Here is a 13,543-nt window from a genome sequence, read left to right on the forward strand (position 1 = left end):
AATGCTGCTGGATGCCCAGACACTCTCGCGGCTGCAGGGCGTGAAGCTGCGCGCCCGCGCGGTGATGGAGGGGGTGCTGTCCGGCCTCCACAAGAGCCCGCACCAGGGCCAGAGCGTGGAGTTCGCCGAGCACAAGGAGTACGCCCCCGGCGACGAGCTGCGCCACCTGGACTGGAAGGCCTACGGCAAGTTCGACAAGTACTACGTCAAGCGCTTCGAGCACGAGACGAACCTGCGCGCGGTGATGGTGGTGGATGCCTCCGCCTCCATGGGCTACCAGAGCACCGCCCTGTCCAAGCTGGAGGTGGCCAAGACGCTCGCGGGCGCGCTGTGCTACCTGCTCGTGCGCCAGCAGGACGCCGCCGGCCTGGCCGTCATGACCGAGGGGCGCATCCGCGACGTGCCCCCGCGCGCCTCCGCCGGCCACCTCAACGTGCTGCTGGATGCCCTGGAGGTGGCCACCGCCAAGGGGGGCACCCAGCTCGTGTCCGCCGCGGACCACCTGGCCGAGGTGCTCCCGCGCCGCTCCTCCGTCGTCATCCTCTCGGACTTCCTCGACGAGGACCCCACGGCGCTCAAGCGGATATTGGCGCTGCGCCAGCGCAAGAACGACGTGGCGGTGTTCCACCTGGTGGACCCCGCCGAGCTGACGTTCCCCTTCGATGACCCCACGCTCTTCCTCGACATGGAGGGCGAGGGCCGCGTCGAGGTGAACCCCCGCGAAATCAAGGAGAGCTACCTGGAGGAGTTCGGCGCGTTCCTCAACGGGGTGAAAACGGCCTGCGCGGAGGCGGACGTGGACTACGAGCTGGTGCGCACCGACGAGCGCCTGGACGAGGTGCTGTTGCGCTTTCTCGGCAAGCGCGGGAGGCGGCGGTGACCTTCGCGCACCCCTGGATGTTGCTCGGCGCGCTGGCGGCGCTCATCCCGCTGCTCGTGCACCTCTTCGACCGGCGACGGCCCCGACCCCACCCCTTCGGGCCCATGGCCTTCGTGCTGCGCAGCCAGAAGCGCACCGCGAGCCGGCTCAAGCTCAAGCGGCTGCTGCTCTACGCCCTGCGCACCCTCATCCTGCTCGCCCTGCCCATCGCGCTCGCCATGCCGGAGTTCCGGCGCGACGCGGACGCGGCCGTGGCGGTGAAGGGCCCGGCGGCCACGGCCATCGTGCTGGACGCGTCGCTCTCCATGCGCTGGTCGGATGGCACCTCGCTCTTCGAGCGCGGCCGGGACGAGGCACGCGACGCGCTGGCGGACCTGCGCCCCGAGGAGCCCGCGACGGTGCTGGTGTGCACGCACGCGCCCGAGGCGCCCATGGCCCCGGCCTTCGATCGAGGCCGGCTGCGGCAGCTCATCGACGAGGCCCGCCCCACGTACGCCGCGGCGGACCTGTCGCGCTGCCTGGACCTGGCGGCGCGCTCGCTGGAGGAGAGCCCGCTGGCGGGCAAGCGCCTCGTGGTGGTGTCGGACCTGACGGCGGGCTCGCTGCGGCTCGAGTCCCCGGCCCCCACGGTGAAGGGACCCACGGGCGAGGCGGTGCGGCCCGAGGTGGTGCTGCGCGACGCGGGCCGGGACGCCCTGCCCAACCACGCGCTGGTGGACCTGAAGGTGGAGCCCGCGCTGCAGGCCGGCCCCCGCGCCTTCCAGTTCACCTTCACGGTGAAGAACCACTCGGACGCGCCCCTCAAGGACCTGGAGGCGGCGGTGCGCGTGGGGGACAGCGTGCTGGGCAAGGGCTTCGTGGACGTGCCCGCCCATGGCACGGCGCAGAAGTCGCTCACGGTGCGCTTCACCCAGGGCGGCACGCTCTCGGGCGAGGGCACGCTCACGCCCGACGGACTGGCCGAGGATGACCGGCGGGCCTTCGTGCTCGCGGTGCCCCGGCCCTTGAAGGCCCTGGTGGTGAACGGGGCGCCCAACGCCACGCGCTACCGGGACGAGGCCTTCTTCGTGGAAGCGGCGCTGTCGGCGCCGGGCTCGCCCGTGCAGGCGGTGGTGCGCGACGCCGAGGCCGGCTGGCGCGAGGACCTCACCCCGTATGACCTGGTGCTCCTGTTGAACGTGACGGCGCCGGACGAGGCGGAGGCGGCGAAGCTGCGCGCCTTCGTGGAGAACGGCGGCGGGCTGTTCGTGAGCATGGGCGACCACGTGGACCCGGAGGCGTACAACACGCGCCTGGGCGCGCTGCTGCCCCGCCCGCTGCGGCTGGTGCGCACGAGCGTGGAGCGCGATGACCCCTCCGCCGAGGACAAGGCGGAGAAGCTCGCGCAGGTGAGCACGGAGCACCCCCTCTTCGCGCCCTTCACCGGCCGCGCGGAGGAGGGACTCACGGGAGCGCACTTCTATCGGTACATGCTGCTGGAGGCCGAGGGCAGCGGAGCGACGGAGGGCACCAACCAGGTACTGGCGACGTACCAGGATGGAGCCCCCTCGGTGGCGGTGGCGCGGCGGGGCAAGGGCCGCGTGGCGCTCTTCACCAGCACCGTGGACCGGGACTGGACCGACTTCCCCATCCGCACGAGCTTCCTGCCCCTCATGCAGCGCTTCGCCGCGTACCTCACCGGCTCGCTGGAAGAGCGCGAGGAGCAGCGCGTGCGCGTGGGCGAGACGCTCGCCCTGCGTCCCGAGGGCACCCAGACGGTGTCCGCGGTGAAGGCGCCGGACGGCCAGGACGTGCCCTTCAAGCCGCAGCCCGATGGCACCGTGGTGGTGGGCCCCGTCGAGCAGCCCGGCACCTTCTCCGTGCTGGGCACGGACGGCAAACCCGTGCCCGCGCTCGCCTTCGCGTCCACGCTCGACCCCGCCGAGAGCGACCTGTCCCGGCTGCCCCAGGACACGCTCGCCGCCCACTTCGGCGAGGAGACCGTGAAAGCCTCGAGCTCGGACACCGAGCGTCCTCCCGTGCCCCTGTGGACGTGGCTCATCGTCGCCGCCGCGATCGCCTTCTTCCTCGAGGGCACCCTGCTGCGGAAGTAGCTCCGGATTTCACGCCAGGTAGATTTCTCTTCTCTCAAACCAAGTAAACCATGTTTACTTGGCGTTCCCCGCATCTGGGCCCCTGCCCGGAAACGTGCCTTCCACCCCAAGGAGGCCGCCGCGGCACGAAAGGAACGCCAAGCATGCACCCTCATCGACATGGAACGCCGCGCACGGGAGGCCGTCACCTGGCCCTCGTGGGACTCGCCGCCTCGCTCGCCGCCTGTGGAGGAACGGGCGAGGACTTCGTGGAGGAATCAGGGGGGCTGGGCCAGGAGCTCGCGGCCTGTTCGTACTCCATCACGACGAACACCTACGACGGCCCGGACTACTGGGGGACGATCATCTTCAAGAACACGGGCACGAGCGCCATGACGAGCCCGCGCATCGCCTTCACGGTCCCCAGCGGCGTGACGTGTGACCACGACGAGGCGGGTTGGACGCACACCCAGAGCGGCACGACGTGCACCTATTCCCGGACGTCGGGGCTGACGGTGGGCGTGAACGCGTCCTACACGTTCTACTACTCCACCACCTCCTCCAACTCGTTCACCGCCGGCAACGTGCAGATCAGCGACCCGAGCTGCGGTGGCACCGGCACGGATGGCGGCACGGGCTCCGACGGCGGCACCGGCTCCGACGGAGGCACCGGCACGGATGGCGGCACGGGCTCCGACGGCGGCACGGGGATGACGGCCAACCAGAAGAAGGTGGCCGAGGGCATCACCAGCATCTGGGAGAACGACACCCCGGCGCTCGACTACGCGTACGCCGAGAACATCGGCGACGGCCGGGGCTACACGAACGGGCGCGCGGGCTTCTGCACGGGCACGGGCGACGCGATCCAGGTCGTCCAGTGCTACCAGGCCCTGCGCAGCGCGAGCAATGGCAACCTGCTGGCCAAGTACATGCCGGGGCTGACCACCATCAACAATCGCTTCCTGTCGACCGGCCAGAACCAGGCGTCGACGTCCGAACTGGATGTCATCGGCAACTGGCGGAGTGATTGGGCCACGAGCTACAACAACACCACCACCCGGGCGGACTTCAAGAGCTGCCAGGATCAGGTGAGCGAGCGGCTGTACTTCACGCCCGCGATGAACGAGGCCAAGAAGTGGGGCCTCACCACGGCGCTGTCCAAGGCCGCCTTCTACGACGCGTATATCAACCACGGCACGCTCGGGGAGTTCATCCGGGCGGCCAACAACGCCCTGGGCAATACCAGCCAGACCGCGCCCGCCATCGGCCGCAACGGCATCACCGAGAGCGCCTTCCTGCAGAAGTTCCTCGAGAAGCGCCGGGACGTGCTCTACAACGACTCCACGTGGCGCGAGGCCGTGGACCGCGTCGCCCTCTACGAGAAGCTGCGCCGCCAGGGCAACTGGGACCTGTCCACCGCCGTCCGCAACGACGTGCGCGCCCGGGACTGCTGGGGCACCACCTACCCGACCAGCGGTTACACCGTGCGGCAGATCAACCCGGATGGCACCTGGAGCACGCCGGGTAGCTATACGTATTCCTGCAACTAGCCACAAAAGCAGACAGACGCGGTGAGCACTCCCCGGGCGCCCTTCACGAGGTGCCCGGGGAGCAGCCCGCACTCTCCAATTCCACCACAAACATTGGAAGAGGCTGGAAACAGACGGGCTGGTTTGCGCTTCCCTCCACCCACCGTCCAGACTTCAAATCACTGGTAGTACTGTTTTCCTCAAATTGCTTGACCTCATCTAGTATTGAGCAGACATTACCCATCCACCATTTGGAGGAAAAACGACATATGAAGAACACCCGGATGATGGGATGGCTCACCCTGGGGGCGTTTCTCTGGGGTTGCGGTGGACCGCTCGAGGAGCAGTCCGTGGCCCAGGAGCCGGAGGCCCGCGCGAATGAGAGCACGCTGGCCGGACCCCTGCCCTACCGGGGGATCAACCTCGCGGGTGCCGAGTTCGGCTCGGCGATTCCGGGCACGCACGGCAAGGACTACGTCTACCCGGATCCCTCCTACGCGAACTACACCACGGCGGATTACTACATCAACAAGGGCATGACGACGTTCCGCCTGCCTTTCAAGTGGGAGCGACTGCAGCGGACGCGGAATGCCGCGTTCGACGCCACGGAGCTGAGCCGGCTGAAGACGACGGTGAACCGGCTCACCGGCAAGGGCGCGGTCGTCATCCTGGATCCGCACAACTACGCTCGCTACAACGGAGCCCTCATCGGCTCGGCTGTCCCCAACGCGGATTTCGCCGACTTCTGGACGCGCCTGGCCAACGAGTTCAAGGGCAACACGAAGGTCATCTTCGGCCTCATGAACGAGCCCCACAGCATGCCCACGGAGCAGTGGTTGGGGGCGGCCAACGCCGCCATCCAGGCCATTCGCAACACCGGTGCCACCCAACTCATCCTCGTGCCGGGCAACGCGTGGACCGGTGCGCACTCGTGGACGGGCAACTGGTACGGCACGCCCAACGCCACGGTGATGCTGCAGGTCAAGGATCCCCGTAACAACTACGCCTTCGAGGTCCACCAATACCTGGACAGCGACTCCTCGGGCACCCAGGCCTCCTGCGTGAGCACGACCATCGGCGCGCAGCGGATGCAGTCCTTCACGAACTGGCTGCGCGCGAATGGCAAGAAGGGCTTCCTGGGAGAGTTCGCCGGCGGAACGGACTCGGTCTGCCTGAGCGCCCTCGACAACATCCTGGACCACGTCGAGGCGAATTCGGATGTCTACCTCGGGTGGACGTACTGGGCCGGTGGACCCTGGTGGGGCAGCTACTTCTTCTCGCTCGAGCCGGCGAGCGGCGTGGACAAGCCTCAGGTGAGCGCGCTGAGCAGCCACCTCTGACGGGGCTTCCTTCGCCCAACACCGTCCTGGCCTCACCCTTCTACGCTACGTGGTACGTCAGGTGGAGCGTTGAAAGCACGACCCGGGCCTCCGCAGGCCCGGCTGGCTGGCCGGCTCCCTGCTCCTAACGCCTTTGCTGGTACCTCACACGTACCGCGTCCACCCCTGAGGATGGGCCGCCTTGTAGCGCCGGTATCCCGCGCAGGCCACGGACAGCACGCCCAGGACCACCATCGCCGCCCCGTACGTCGCGCCCAGTCCGAGCTGCTTCTTGACCCCCAGCAAGCTCGCCACGCCATACAAGAGATGGACATGGAGCAGATAGAAGAACAACGCCGTCTGCCCCAGCAGCCGCAGCGGCGCGAGCACCTTCACCTCGCCCCAACGCTCCTGCACCCACCAGAAGCCCGCCAACAGCAGCGCCATCCATCCCAGCTCCAACGCGGCGTAGGCCAGGCTCGGGGGGTATTTGCTCACGTGCAGCCATTGCAACAAGGCGTCCCCCTCGCGGTAGAGCCTTTCATTGCCAGCCCCACCAGGGTCCGCGCGCCCAGTCGGCGCCACGCAACCATGCACATCGTCCCCACGCCCAACACGTACATCACCTGGAGAAGCCACCGCCCCCATTCCAGGAAGATCCAGGACATCCACAGCGGATCCAGCAAGGCGATGAACAAGCCTCGCCGGAGGTGAAAGCCGTCCAGACCACGAGGCGACTCCCCTTCCGCCAGACACGAAGCTCGAGGGAGGGAGGTTTCGCACCTTCTATCTCGGACACACGTCCAGCTCCAGGGCATACACTCCCGCCATGGTTTCGTTCCCGGCTGACCCCACTTCGTGGCCCTCCACCCTGGTGTTGCTGCTGCCCCTGGCGCTCGCCGCCCGCTCCAGGTCGCGCTCTGGAGGCAGGAAGCCGCCCCCTCCAGCCCCGGAGCAGCGCTGGCTCTGGCTGCTCCTGGTAGGCGGAACCATGGTGCTGATCGGGCTCGGCGTGTGGGCCTCCCGGCCTCCCTCGCGCCAACCCTTCCAGCCGCCCCCCGATGACGCCCAGGGCCATGCCCCCTTGGAGGAGACCCCAGGCGTGTCGAAGGAGCAGTTCCGGGCCCAGGTGGAGCAGCTCTGCCCGCGCTTCGCCGCCATCAGCTGGGGCCAGGCCGAGCGGCCCTCCCAGCTGGCCGCGCAACTCATCAGCATGGAGTGCATGAGCCGGATGTGCAATCCCCCGGCCGGCGCCGACGCGGGCGAAGCCTCCTCGCTCGTCAAGTCCTCGCCGCTGTGCCAGGAGGTCCTGCCGCTCATCAGGGGAGAGCCCGGAATGGCGACGGTGACCCGCTCCTACCGTCTGGCATGTCCCGAGGTCGCCGTGCCCTGGTCCGAGCGCCCCTGGAGCCCCAGCACCGAGCTGGGCTTCTACACCGCCGTCCGGCCCTGTCTGGAGCGCATCTGCGAGCAGATGCTGTCGCCCCAGGGAATCCCCCCCAAGTACTGCACCCTCGCCGCGGACATCGCCGAGGGGCTCGGGGACGCGGGGGCCGTGGCCCGGCTGAGGCAGCGGGCCAAGGCGCTCCAGGCGCTCAACGAGGCGCAATGGCAGGAACTCGCACCCAAGCAGCGCGAGGTGGCGGAGACGGACCAGGACATGAGGGTCCTCGCCCGGCGCTGGGGCGAAGCCTGTGCCCAGGGGATGAGCAAGTATTGTGAGACCCTGGCCAAGTACTGCCGCCTCGAGGGCTCTCCACCGGACGTGTGCCCCCCCGGGACCGACGCAGGGGCGGGCCCTCCATGAGAGACACTGAAGGTGGGGCGCGGGCTGCCCCGGTACGTGGAGAGAAGGTTCTCGCCCAGTAGAGGACCCGTAGAGGAGGTGGCGGCTCACGGGTAGGAACGGCCGGCTCACGGCACCGGTGGAGCGTTTCACGGCATGGTCGAGATGCGCGCGCGTGCCGCGCTGTACCGTACCGCGCACCACGAGGCCGGACTTCTGGCCTCGCGAAACACCCACCCGGAGAACCTGATGAGCAAGACATTCCTCAGTGCGGTTCTGGCCTTGACCCTGTCGGCGACCGCCGCGAGCGCCGACCCCTACTGGTACACCATTGCTCCCTCGGAGGACTGCAAGTGCGACGGGTTTCGCACCTACACCGGCTGGCTGACCGGTGTCCCCGAGGGCCAGTCCTCGACGGAGGCCTGCTACAACACTCCGGCGATCATCAACAACCACTACTTCAGCGGCGCGGACCGCTGCATCAACCTCTTCATCACGTTTGGCTACTTCGACGTCGGTGATGCGTCCTGTTCCTCGACCGGAACCGACCCGTCGATCTGGAGCTGTTACCAGGATCCGGCAAGCAGCGACCCGGCCTGCCAGATCTGCCACCGCAAGCTGAATTGCGACACCGGTCAGGTCAAGCACACCTGCTGAGCAGCCGACAGGTGTGAAGGAACCCGAGCAAGTGCGGCGCCCCGAGTGCTCAGCGTGCTGCGGACGACACCCCGCGCGCCGCGGAGTCGATCACGTCCGCGACCGCCTTGGGCTGGGTCAGGAACACCACGTGGCTGCCCTTCACCTCGGTCGTCCGGGCTCCGATCCGCTTGGCCGTCCGCCGCAGCAGCTCCGGCGCGATGGCTCCGTCCTCGGTCGCCACGATGAACCAGCTGGGCCGGGTCTTCCACGCCGCGGTCGTGACCTTGGCCTTGAGAGCGGCCATGGCGATCGGAACCTGTGAGTCACGCAGGAAGGCCGCGTCCTTCTTGCTCACGTCGGCCGAGAAGCCAGCCCGGAACGTCTCGCCCTTCAGGAAGGCGAATCCATCGGGTTGCTCCTCGGTCACGAAGTTCGGCGGCGGGGGAAGCTCGGCGTATTGATCAAGCGAGGACTGGCCGACCTCGGGCGCGAAGGCGGCGACATAAACGAGGCCCGCGACCTTGGGGCTTTCACCCACCTGGGTGATGACGCTGCCTCCGTAGGAGTGGCCCACCAGGATGGCGGGCCCGTCCTGACGGTTCAGGACCCGCTGGGTGGCGGCCACGTCGTCTTCGAACGACGTCAGCGGGTTCTGGACGATGCTGACCCGGTAGCCCCGAGCGGTAAGTTCATCGTACACGCCGCGCCAGCCAGCGCCGTCGGCGAAGGCCCCGTGGACGAGGACCACGTTCTTGATGGGGGCCGGGTTACCGGCGGGAGCGGCCACGGCGAGGCCGGCCACGAGCAAGGCGGCGGCCGAGACGAGGGTACGAAGCGTGCGGTTCATGGTTCTGTCTCCTGTTCGAGAAGGGCAATTTAGTTATCGCGATAAGCAAATAGGTACAGCCGCCGACCGCCGCCGTCCACCAGAAAGTTATCGCGATATTCTTTCGTGCGAGAACGGAACAATGGAGTGATGATGTAGGGGTGGAAGGGAAGGAGCCGAGATGGACGAAGTCGAGAGCCCGGCGAGCCTGGACGAGCAGGTCTGCTACGCGATCTATTCCGCGAGCCTGGCGATCCAGCGCGCCTACAAACCGGTGCTGGACGAGCTGGAGATTACCTACCCGCAGTACCTGGTGCTGAACGTGCTCTGGCGCGAGGACGAGCAGAGCGTCGGCCGCATCGCGGAGCGTCTCGCCCTGGAGTCCAGCACGCTCACGCCCCTGCTCAAGCGGCTGGAGACGGCGGGCCTGGTGCGCCGGATACGCAATCCCGAGGACGAACGGCAGGTGCTGATCGCCCTCACCGAGAAGAGCCGCGCCTTGCGGTCGCGAGCCGGCTGCCTGGGCGAGAGGCTGCTCTCGGCCTCTGGCATGTCGATGGAACGGCTGGCCCGGCTGAATGCCGAGGTGCGCGAGCTGCGCGACAGCATCTATCGCAGCATCGGCGGCTGGAGCCCGGGCGGCGACTAAAGCACCTCTGAGAAGGTGTCTCTGAGAAGGTGTCTCTGAGAAGGTGTCTCCTGAGAAGGTGTCAGACGATTTGTACGAGACGGTTCGTCTGACTCGGGCGGGCCAGTGGAAGACCCCTCCCGGGAGAATGGCGTCTCGCCAACGGGACCAAGGGAGCGGAAGCGGACATCCACGGCCTGCTGGCTCCCCGCGGGGTGCGACTGGCCCGCTCCGTGCTCAGGCGCTGTGCGCCATGCCCGGTCCTCATGACCTCTTCGCCCGCTATACCTTTGGCCGCCCCGAGCGGGCCGAGGCCGAGTTGCGTGCCGTCCTGCCCGCCCAGCTCGTCTCCGCGGTGGACTGGTCGACTCTGCGCCTGGAGCCCGGCAGCGTGGTGGATCCGGAACTGCGCGAGACCGAGAGCGACCTGCTCTTCACCGCCCGCCTGCGCTCGGGCCGCCCGCTGTTGCTGTACGTGCTGCTGGAGCACCAGTCCTCGGTGGACAAGTGGATGGCGCTGAGAATGCTGCGCTACGTGGTGCGTCAGGTGGAGCGCTGGCGCCAGGAGCACCCGGAGTGCTCGGGGTTGCCCGTCATCCTCCCGCTGGTGATGTACCACGGGCCCGAGGGGGCCTGGAGCGCGCTGCGGCGGGTGGAGGACCTGTTCGAGCTGCCGGGGGAGAGCGAAGAGGAGCGGGCACACTGGCGAGCGTGGGTGCCACGCTTCGAGTACCTGCTCGATGACCTGACGGCGGAGCGGGAAGAGGCGTTGAAAGCACGCCCTGGGCCTCCACTGGCCCGGCTGGCGTGGTTGGTGCTGCACTACGGGCGTACGGGGGAACTGGCGCGCAAGCTGCCGGAGTGGGTGGGCCTGTTCGCCCAGGTGCAGGCGGCTCCAGAAGGCGCCGAACATCTGCGGGTGGTCATCCGTTACCTGCTGTGGACCGGGGACAAAGCCGTCCACAACGCTACAGGTCAGGTGCTACATTCAGTCCTGGATGAGCAACGCACGGAGGAGTTGATGCGGAGCTATGGCGAGGAACTCATCGAGCAGGGACGTCAGCAGGGCTTGGCTCAGGGCTTGGCTCAGGGGTTGGAGAAGGGGTTGGTGCGAGGCAGGGAAGAGGGTCTGGCACGGGGGATGAGCCGAGGACGTGCCGAGTCCATCCTGCGGATTCTCGCCCTCCGGGGGATTCACGTGGAGGAAGGCGCCCGGCAGCGCATCCTCGACTGCACGGACCTGGACACGCTCGATAACTGGTTCGACCGGGCCCTCCAGGCCACGACCCTCTCCGAGGTGCTGGACGGCGGGGCCCACGCGTCAGGGCGAAAGGACTCGTGACACGGCCTCCGCTCGCATTCCTCTGACGTGGAGGCGGCGGAGCTCGAACCCACGCTCGCCTCCCTGTCCGCCCTCCCCACGGGCCATGACGAGCGGAGGACAGGACGCGGGTTCTTCCCTGCCCAGGGCGCCGGGGGCATGAGACAGTGCTGCCCCATGAGCAACGATCTCTACCGGGACTGCGCCCGGCTCTTCATGGTGGGCTTTCCCGGCCCCCGCATCGACGACGACTTCGCCACCCTGATGGACGACGGTCTCTTCGGCGCCATCCTCTTCAAGCGCAACGTGGGCACGGCCCAGGAGACGGCCGCCTTGTGCCGGGAGATCAAGTCCCGGGCGGATCGTCCCTTCATCCTCTCCGTGGACCAGGAGGGCGGCCGGGTGGCGCGGCTCCGGGGCGAGCCCTTCACCCCCCTGCCCTCCATGCGCGAGCTGGGCCAGCGCCAGGACCTCGCCCTCGTCGAGCGCGTGGGACGGCTGCTCGCGCACGAGCTGCGCGCGGTGGGCTTCGACTGGAACTTCGCGCCCGTGCTCGACGTGGATACCAACCCCACCAACCCCGTCATCGGCGATCGCAGCTTCAGCCGGGACCCGGATGAAGTGGCGCGCCTGGGCGTGGCCCTCGCACGGGGACTCGAGGCCGGCGGCGTGGCCTCGTGCGGCAAGCACTTCCCGGGACACGGCGACACCACCACGGACAGCCACCTCACCCTGCCCCGGCTGCCACATGACCTGGAGCGCCTGCGCCGTGTGGAGCTGGTGCCCTTCCGCGCCTTCGCCCAGGCGGGGCTCGCGTCCCTGATGACGGCCCACGTGCTCTTCGACGCGCTCGATCCGAAGGTGCCCGCCACCATGAGCCCCCGCGCACTCAACGGCCTGCTGCGCGAGGAGCTGGGCTTCGACGGGGTGCTGGTGAGCGATGACCTGGAGATGAAGGCCATCGCGGGCCACTACTCGGTGGAAGAGGCCGCGGTGCAGGGCACGCTGGCCGGAGTGGATCTCTTCCTCGTGTGCCACCAGGCGGACGTGCAGCGCCGCGCCATCGAGGCGCTGGTGCGCGCGGTGGAGTCGGGCCGCGTTCCCCGCGAGCGCATCGCCGAGGCCCACCGCCGCCTGGCCCGGCTCGAGTCGCGCTTCGCGCATGGCCCCGAGGATCGGCTCGCCACGCTCGGCGGCGAGGAGCACCGCGCGCTCGCCCAGGGGCTCGCCAGTGCCTTCAGCGGGAAGGATCCCACCGAGGTGATGCTGGCGTCCCGCCGCGCCTGAGCCCACCGGCTACTTCGCGGGCACGCCCCCGGACCTGGGGGTTCTCCCCCCTTCTCACTTCTTCAGCAGGACGCTCGGGTAGAACGGCGTGGGCTGCTCACTGCCCGATGGAAGGCTTTGCGCCGCGGGCATCTGGTTGGACGGGGTGATCACACTGCCCGTGGCGCCCAGGTTCAGGTAGGGCGTCGTGCCCGGAAGCGGAGCGGGACCACTGCCACCCATTCCCATCTCCTCGTTCTTGGACTGCCGTTGTTCGCGCAGAGCGCGCTCACCTTGATCCATCAACAGGGAGCGATTGGGCGTCCCCTGCTTGTCCGGAGTCCGGGGATCGATGCTGGTGGGAATCTGCTGGATGGTGCCGTTGTAGAGGGACACCTTGGGGTCCCGCGTGAAACCCGGCTGGTAGGAATCGTTTCCCGCCTGTTGCGGCAGCTTGGCGCACCCCACGACGCCCACCGCCGCCGAGGCCAGCACTCCCCACACCATCCACTTGAAGCCATTGTTGCGCATGTCGTCTCCAGGAATCGTTCGTGGTTGATCCACTCCGTGCACCGCCACGGCCTCGGGCCCCTTCTCCCAGGGTGGGCACCGGATTCATTCCAGGCCACCGGGCGGAGGGGCGGCGGACGCCCGCGCGTCCGCCTGCCCTCCCCGACTTCCCATGACGGGCTCCGCCCGGGCGTACGGCAGCCCTTCAATGGGGAGGGCCAGGCGGGCCATGAGGCGTCGAGATGTTGCCCCGGACGACGGGCGGCTGCGGCTGGTAGGGCGCGCTCTCGAGAGCCACGGCCTGGGTGACACCCGAGGCCACCTCCACCGCGTAGATGCCCTGCACCCAGACGCCCCGAGCGTTGGCCTTGAGGGGCTTGCCCGTGCCCAGTTCCTGGGCCACCCGGGCCTCGAAGGGAGGAGGCGGATAGGCCACCCGCAGGTCCTGCTTCAACCACTCGTCGCTCTGCTTGCCCCGCGGTTCACCCGGAGACGTCGCCCGGGTGATACCCGCGCCTCCCGACGCCGAGCCTTCCCGCACGTCGGCATCACGCGATTCCGGAGAGGCCTCGGGCAGATGCCGGGGCAGGCCGGTGGTGGAACCCCGGTCGCGGGGCTCGTTCGCCTGGTGGCCCGGGACAGACATGTAGTCGTCCGGGGCCACCATCGCCCAGGAGCGTCCCTTGTCATCGCATCCCGCGAGCATCGCCGCCCCGGCGAGCGCACCGAGCAGCAGCCGCGTCATTCCTGTCTTCCGCATGAAGCCT

General features: G+C 68.6%; 13 protein-coding genes. 9 read left to right on the top strand and 4 right to left on the bottom strand.

The genetic code is table 11. The annotated features are described in order from the left end of the window. The first annotated feature begins 1 nt into the window (after position 1). The 4 genes from CYFUS_RS46475 to CYFUS_RS46490 all read left to right on the top strand — a co-directional run bounded on the left by CYFUS_RS46475 (position 2) and on the right by CYFUS_RS46490 (position 5,821). Positions 2–880 carry a DUF58 domain-containing protein gene (locus tag CYFUS_RS46475; RefSeq protein WP_095991080.1) on the top strand — a complete coding sequence of 293 codons (879 nt, stop codon included), beginning with the start codon at positions 2–4 and terminating at the stop codon, positions 878–880. Then, the gene (locus CYFUS_RS46480) at positions 877–2,973 is read left to right on the top strand and encodes a BatA domain-containing protein (RefSeq protein WP_095991081.1); all 2,097 of its coding nucleotides are present in this window, start codon (positions 877–879) and stop codon (positions 2,971–2,973) included. The genes CYFUS_RS46475 and CYFUS_RS46480 overlap by 4 nt, the downstream gene beginning before the upstream one ends. A 143-nt stretch (positions 2,974–3,116) precedes the next feature. Next, positions 3,117–4,502 (top strand): chitosanase, encoded by a 1,386-nt coding sequence (locus tag CYFUS_RS46485; protein ID WP_095991082.1) that lies wholly within the window; start codon positions 3,117–3,119, stop codon positions 4,500–4,502. A gap of 248 nt (positions 4,503–4,750) precedes the next feature. Further along, a complete protein-coding gene (locus tag CYFUS_RS46490) occupies positions 4,751–5,821 on the top strand; it encodes a glycoside hydrolase family 5 protein (RefSeq protein ID WP_095991083.1) in 1,071 nt (356 codons plus the stop codon). A gap of 144 nt (positions 5,822–5,965) precedes the next feature. Here the strand turns inward: CYFUS_RS46490 and CYFUS_RS46495 are convergent, their stop codons facing one another. Beyond that, positions 5,966–6,316, bottom strand: a complete 351-nt coding sequence (locus CYFUS_RS46495; protein WP_157759056.1) for a hypothetical protein — start codon at positions 6,314–6,316, stop codon at positions 5,966–5,968. 313 nt (positions 6,317–6,629) lie between these two features. On the opposite strand from CYFUS_RS46495, the gene CYFUS_RS46510 reads away from it, so the two are divergent. Both CYFUS_RS46510 and CYFUS_RS46515 read left to right on the top strand, forming a co-directional pair. Then, positions 6,630–7,607 (top strand): hypothetical protein, encoded by a 978-nt coding sequence (locus CYFUS_RS46510; RefSeq protein WP_157759057.1) that lies wholly within the window; start codon positions 6,630–6,632, stop codon positions 7,605–7,607. Between the two features lie 135 nt (positions 7,608–7,742). Next, positions 7,743–8,243, top strand: coding sequence for a hypothetical protein (locus tag CYFUS_RS46515; RefSeq protein WP_095991088.1), 501 nt, complete (start codon positions 7,743–7,745; stop codon positions 8,241–8,243). Positions 8,244–8,292: 49 nt separating this feature from the next. Here the strand turns inward: CYFUS_RS46515 and CYFUS_RS46520 are convergent, their stop codons facing one another. Beyond that, positions 8,293–9,072, bottom strand: coding sequence for an alpha/beta fold hydrolase (locus CYFUS_RS46520; RefSeq protein WP_095991089.1), 780 nt, complete (start codon positions 9,070–9,072; stop codon positions 8,293–8,295). Between the two features lie 160 nt (positions 9,073–9,232). On the opposite strand from CYFUS_RS46520, the gene CYFUS_RS46525 reads away from it, so the two are divergent. The 3 genes from CYFUS_RS46525 to nagZ all read left to right on the top strand — a co-directional run bounded on the left by CYFUS_RS46525 (position 9,233) and on the right by nagZ (position 12,287). Beyond that, a complete protein-coding gene (locus CYFUS_RS46525; protein WP_095991090.1) occupies positions 9,233–9,700 on the top strand; it encodes a MarR family winged helix-turn-helix transcriptional regulator in 468 nt (155 codons plus the stop codon). Between the two features lie 232 nt (positions 9,701–9,932). Further along, positions 9,933–11,021: an Rpn family recombination-promoting nuclease/putative transposase gene (locus CYFUS_RS46530; RefSeq protein WP_095991091.1), complete on the top strand. Its 1,089-nt coding sequence runs from the start codon at positions 9,933–9,935 to the stop codon at positions 11,019–11,021. Positions 11,022–11,177: 156 nt separating this feature from the next. Then, positions 11,178–12,287 carry a beta-N-acetylhexosaminidase gene (gene nagZ / locus CYFUS_RS46535; protein WP_095991092.1) on the top strand — a complete coding sequence of 370 codons (1,110 nt, stop codon included), beginning with the start codon at positions 11,178–11,180 and terminating at the stop codon, positions 12,285–12,287. A 54-nt stretch (positions 12,288–12,341) separates the two neighbouring features. Here the strand turns inward: nagZ and CYFUS_RS46540 are convergent, their stop codons facing one another. Beyond that, positions 12,342–12,797, bottom strand: a complete 456-nt coding sequence (locus tag CYFUS_RS46540; protein WP_095991093.1) for a hypothetical protein — start codon at positions 12,795–12,797, stop codon at positions 12,342–12,344. A 184-nt stretch (positions 12,798–12,981) separates the two neighbouring features. Continuing rightward, complete coding sequence (locus CYFUS_RS46545) at positions 12,982–13,536, bottom strand: hypothetical protein (protein ID WP_157759058.1); 555 nt, start codon at positions 13,534–13,536, stop codon at positions 12,982–12,984. Positions 13,537–13,543: the final 7 nt, after the last annotated feature.

The sequence above is a fragment of the Cystobacter fuscus genome (assembly GCF_002305875.1).
Taxonomy (GTDB): Bacteria; Myxococcota; Myxococcia; order Myxococcales; family Myxococcaceae; genus Cystobacter; species Cystobacter fuscus_A.

Bases quoted from the DNA above. Each gene is read 5' to 3' on its own strand.
- CYFUS_RS46475 (WP_095991080.1), top strand. From the start codon at position 2: ATGCTGCTGGATGCCCAGACACTCTCGCGGCTGCAGGGCGTGAAGCTG.
- CYFUS_RS46485 (WP_095991082.1), top strand. From the start codon at position 3,117: ATGCACCCTCATCGACATGGAACGCCGCGCACGGGAGGCCGTCACCTG.
- CYFUS_RS46490 (WP_095991083.1), top strand. From the start codon at position 4,751: ATGAAGAACACCCGGATGATGGGATGGCTCACCCTGGGGGCGTTTCTC.
- CYFUS_RS46510 (WP_157759057.1), top strand. From the start codon at position 6,630: ATGGTTTCGTTCCCGGCTGACCCCACTTCGTGGCCCTCCACCCTGGTG.
- CYFUS_RS46515 (WP_095991088.1), top strand. From the start codon at position 7,743: ATGGTCGAGATGCGCGCGCGTGCCGCGCTGTACCGTACCGCGCACCAC.
- CYFUS_RS46520 (WP_095991089.1), bottom strand. From the start codon at position 9,072: ATGAACCGCACGCTTCGTACCCTCGTCTCGGCCGCCGCCTTGCTCGTG.
- CYFUS_RS46525 (WP_095991090.1), top strand. From the start codon at position 9,233: ATGGACGAAGTCGAGAGCCCGGCGAGCCTGGACGAGCAGGTCTGCTAC.
- CYFUS_RS46530 (WP_095991091.1), top strand. From the start codon at position 9,933: ATGCCCGGTCCTCATGACCTCTTCGCCCGCTATACCTTTGGCCGCCCC.
- nagZ (WP_095991092.1), top strand. From the start codon at position 11,178: ATGAGCAACGATCTCTACCGGGACTGCGCCCGGCTCTTCATGGTGGGC.
- CYFUS_RS46540 (WP_095991093.1), bottom strand. From the start codon at position 12,797: ATGCGCAACAATGGCTTCAAGTGGATGGTGTGGGGAGTGCTGGCCTCG.
- CYFUS_RS46545 (WP_157759058.1), bottom strand. From the start codon at position 13,536: ATGCGGAAGACAGGAATGACGCGGCTGCTGCTCGGTGCGCTCGCCGGG.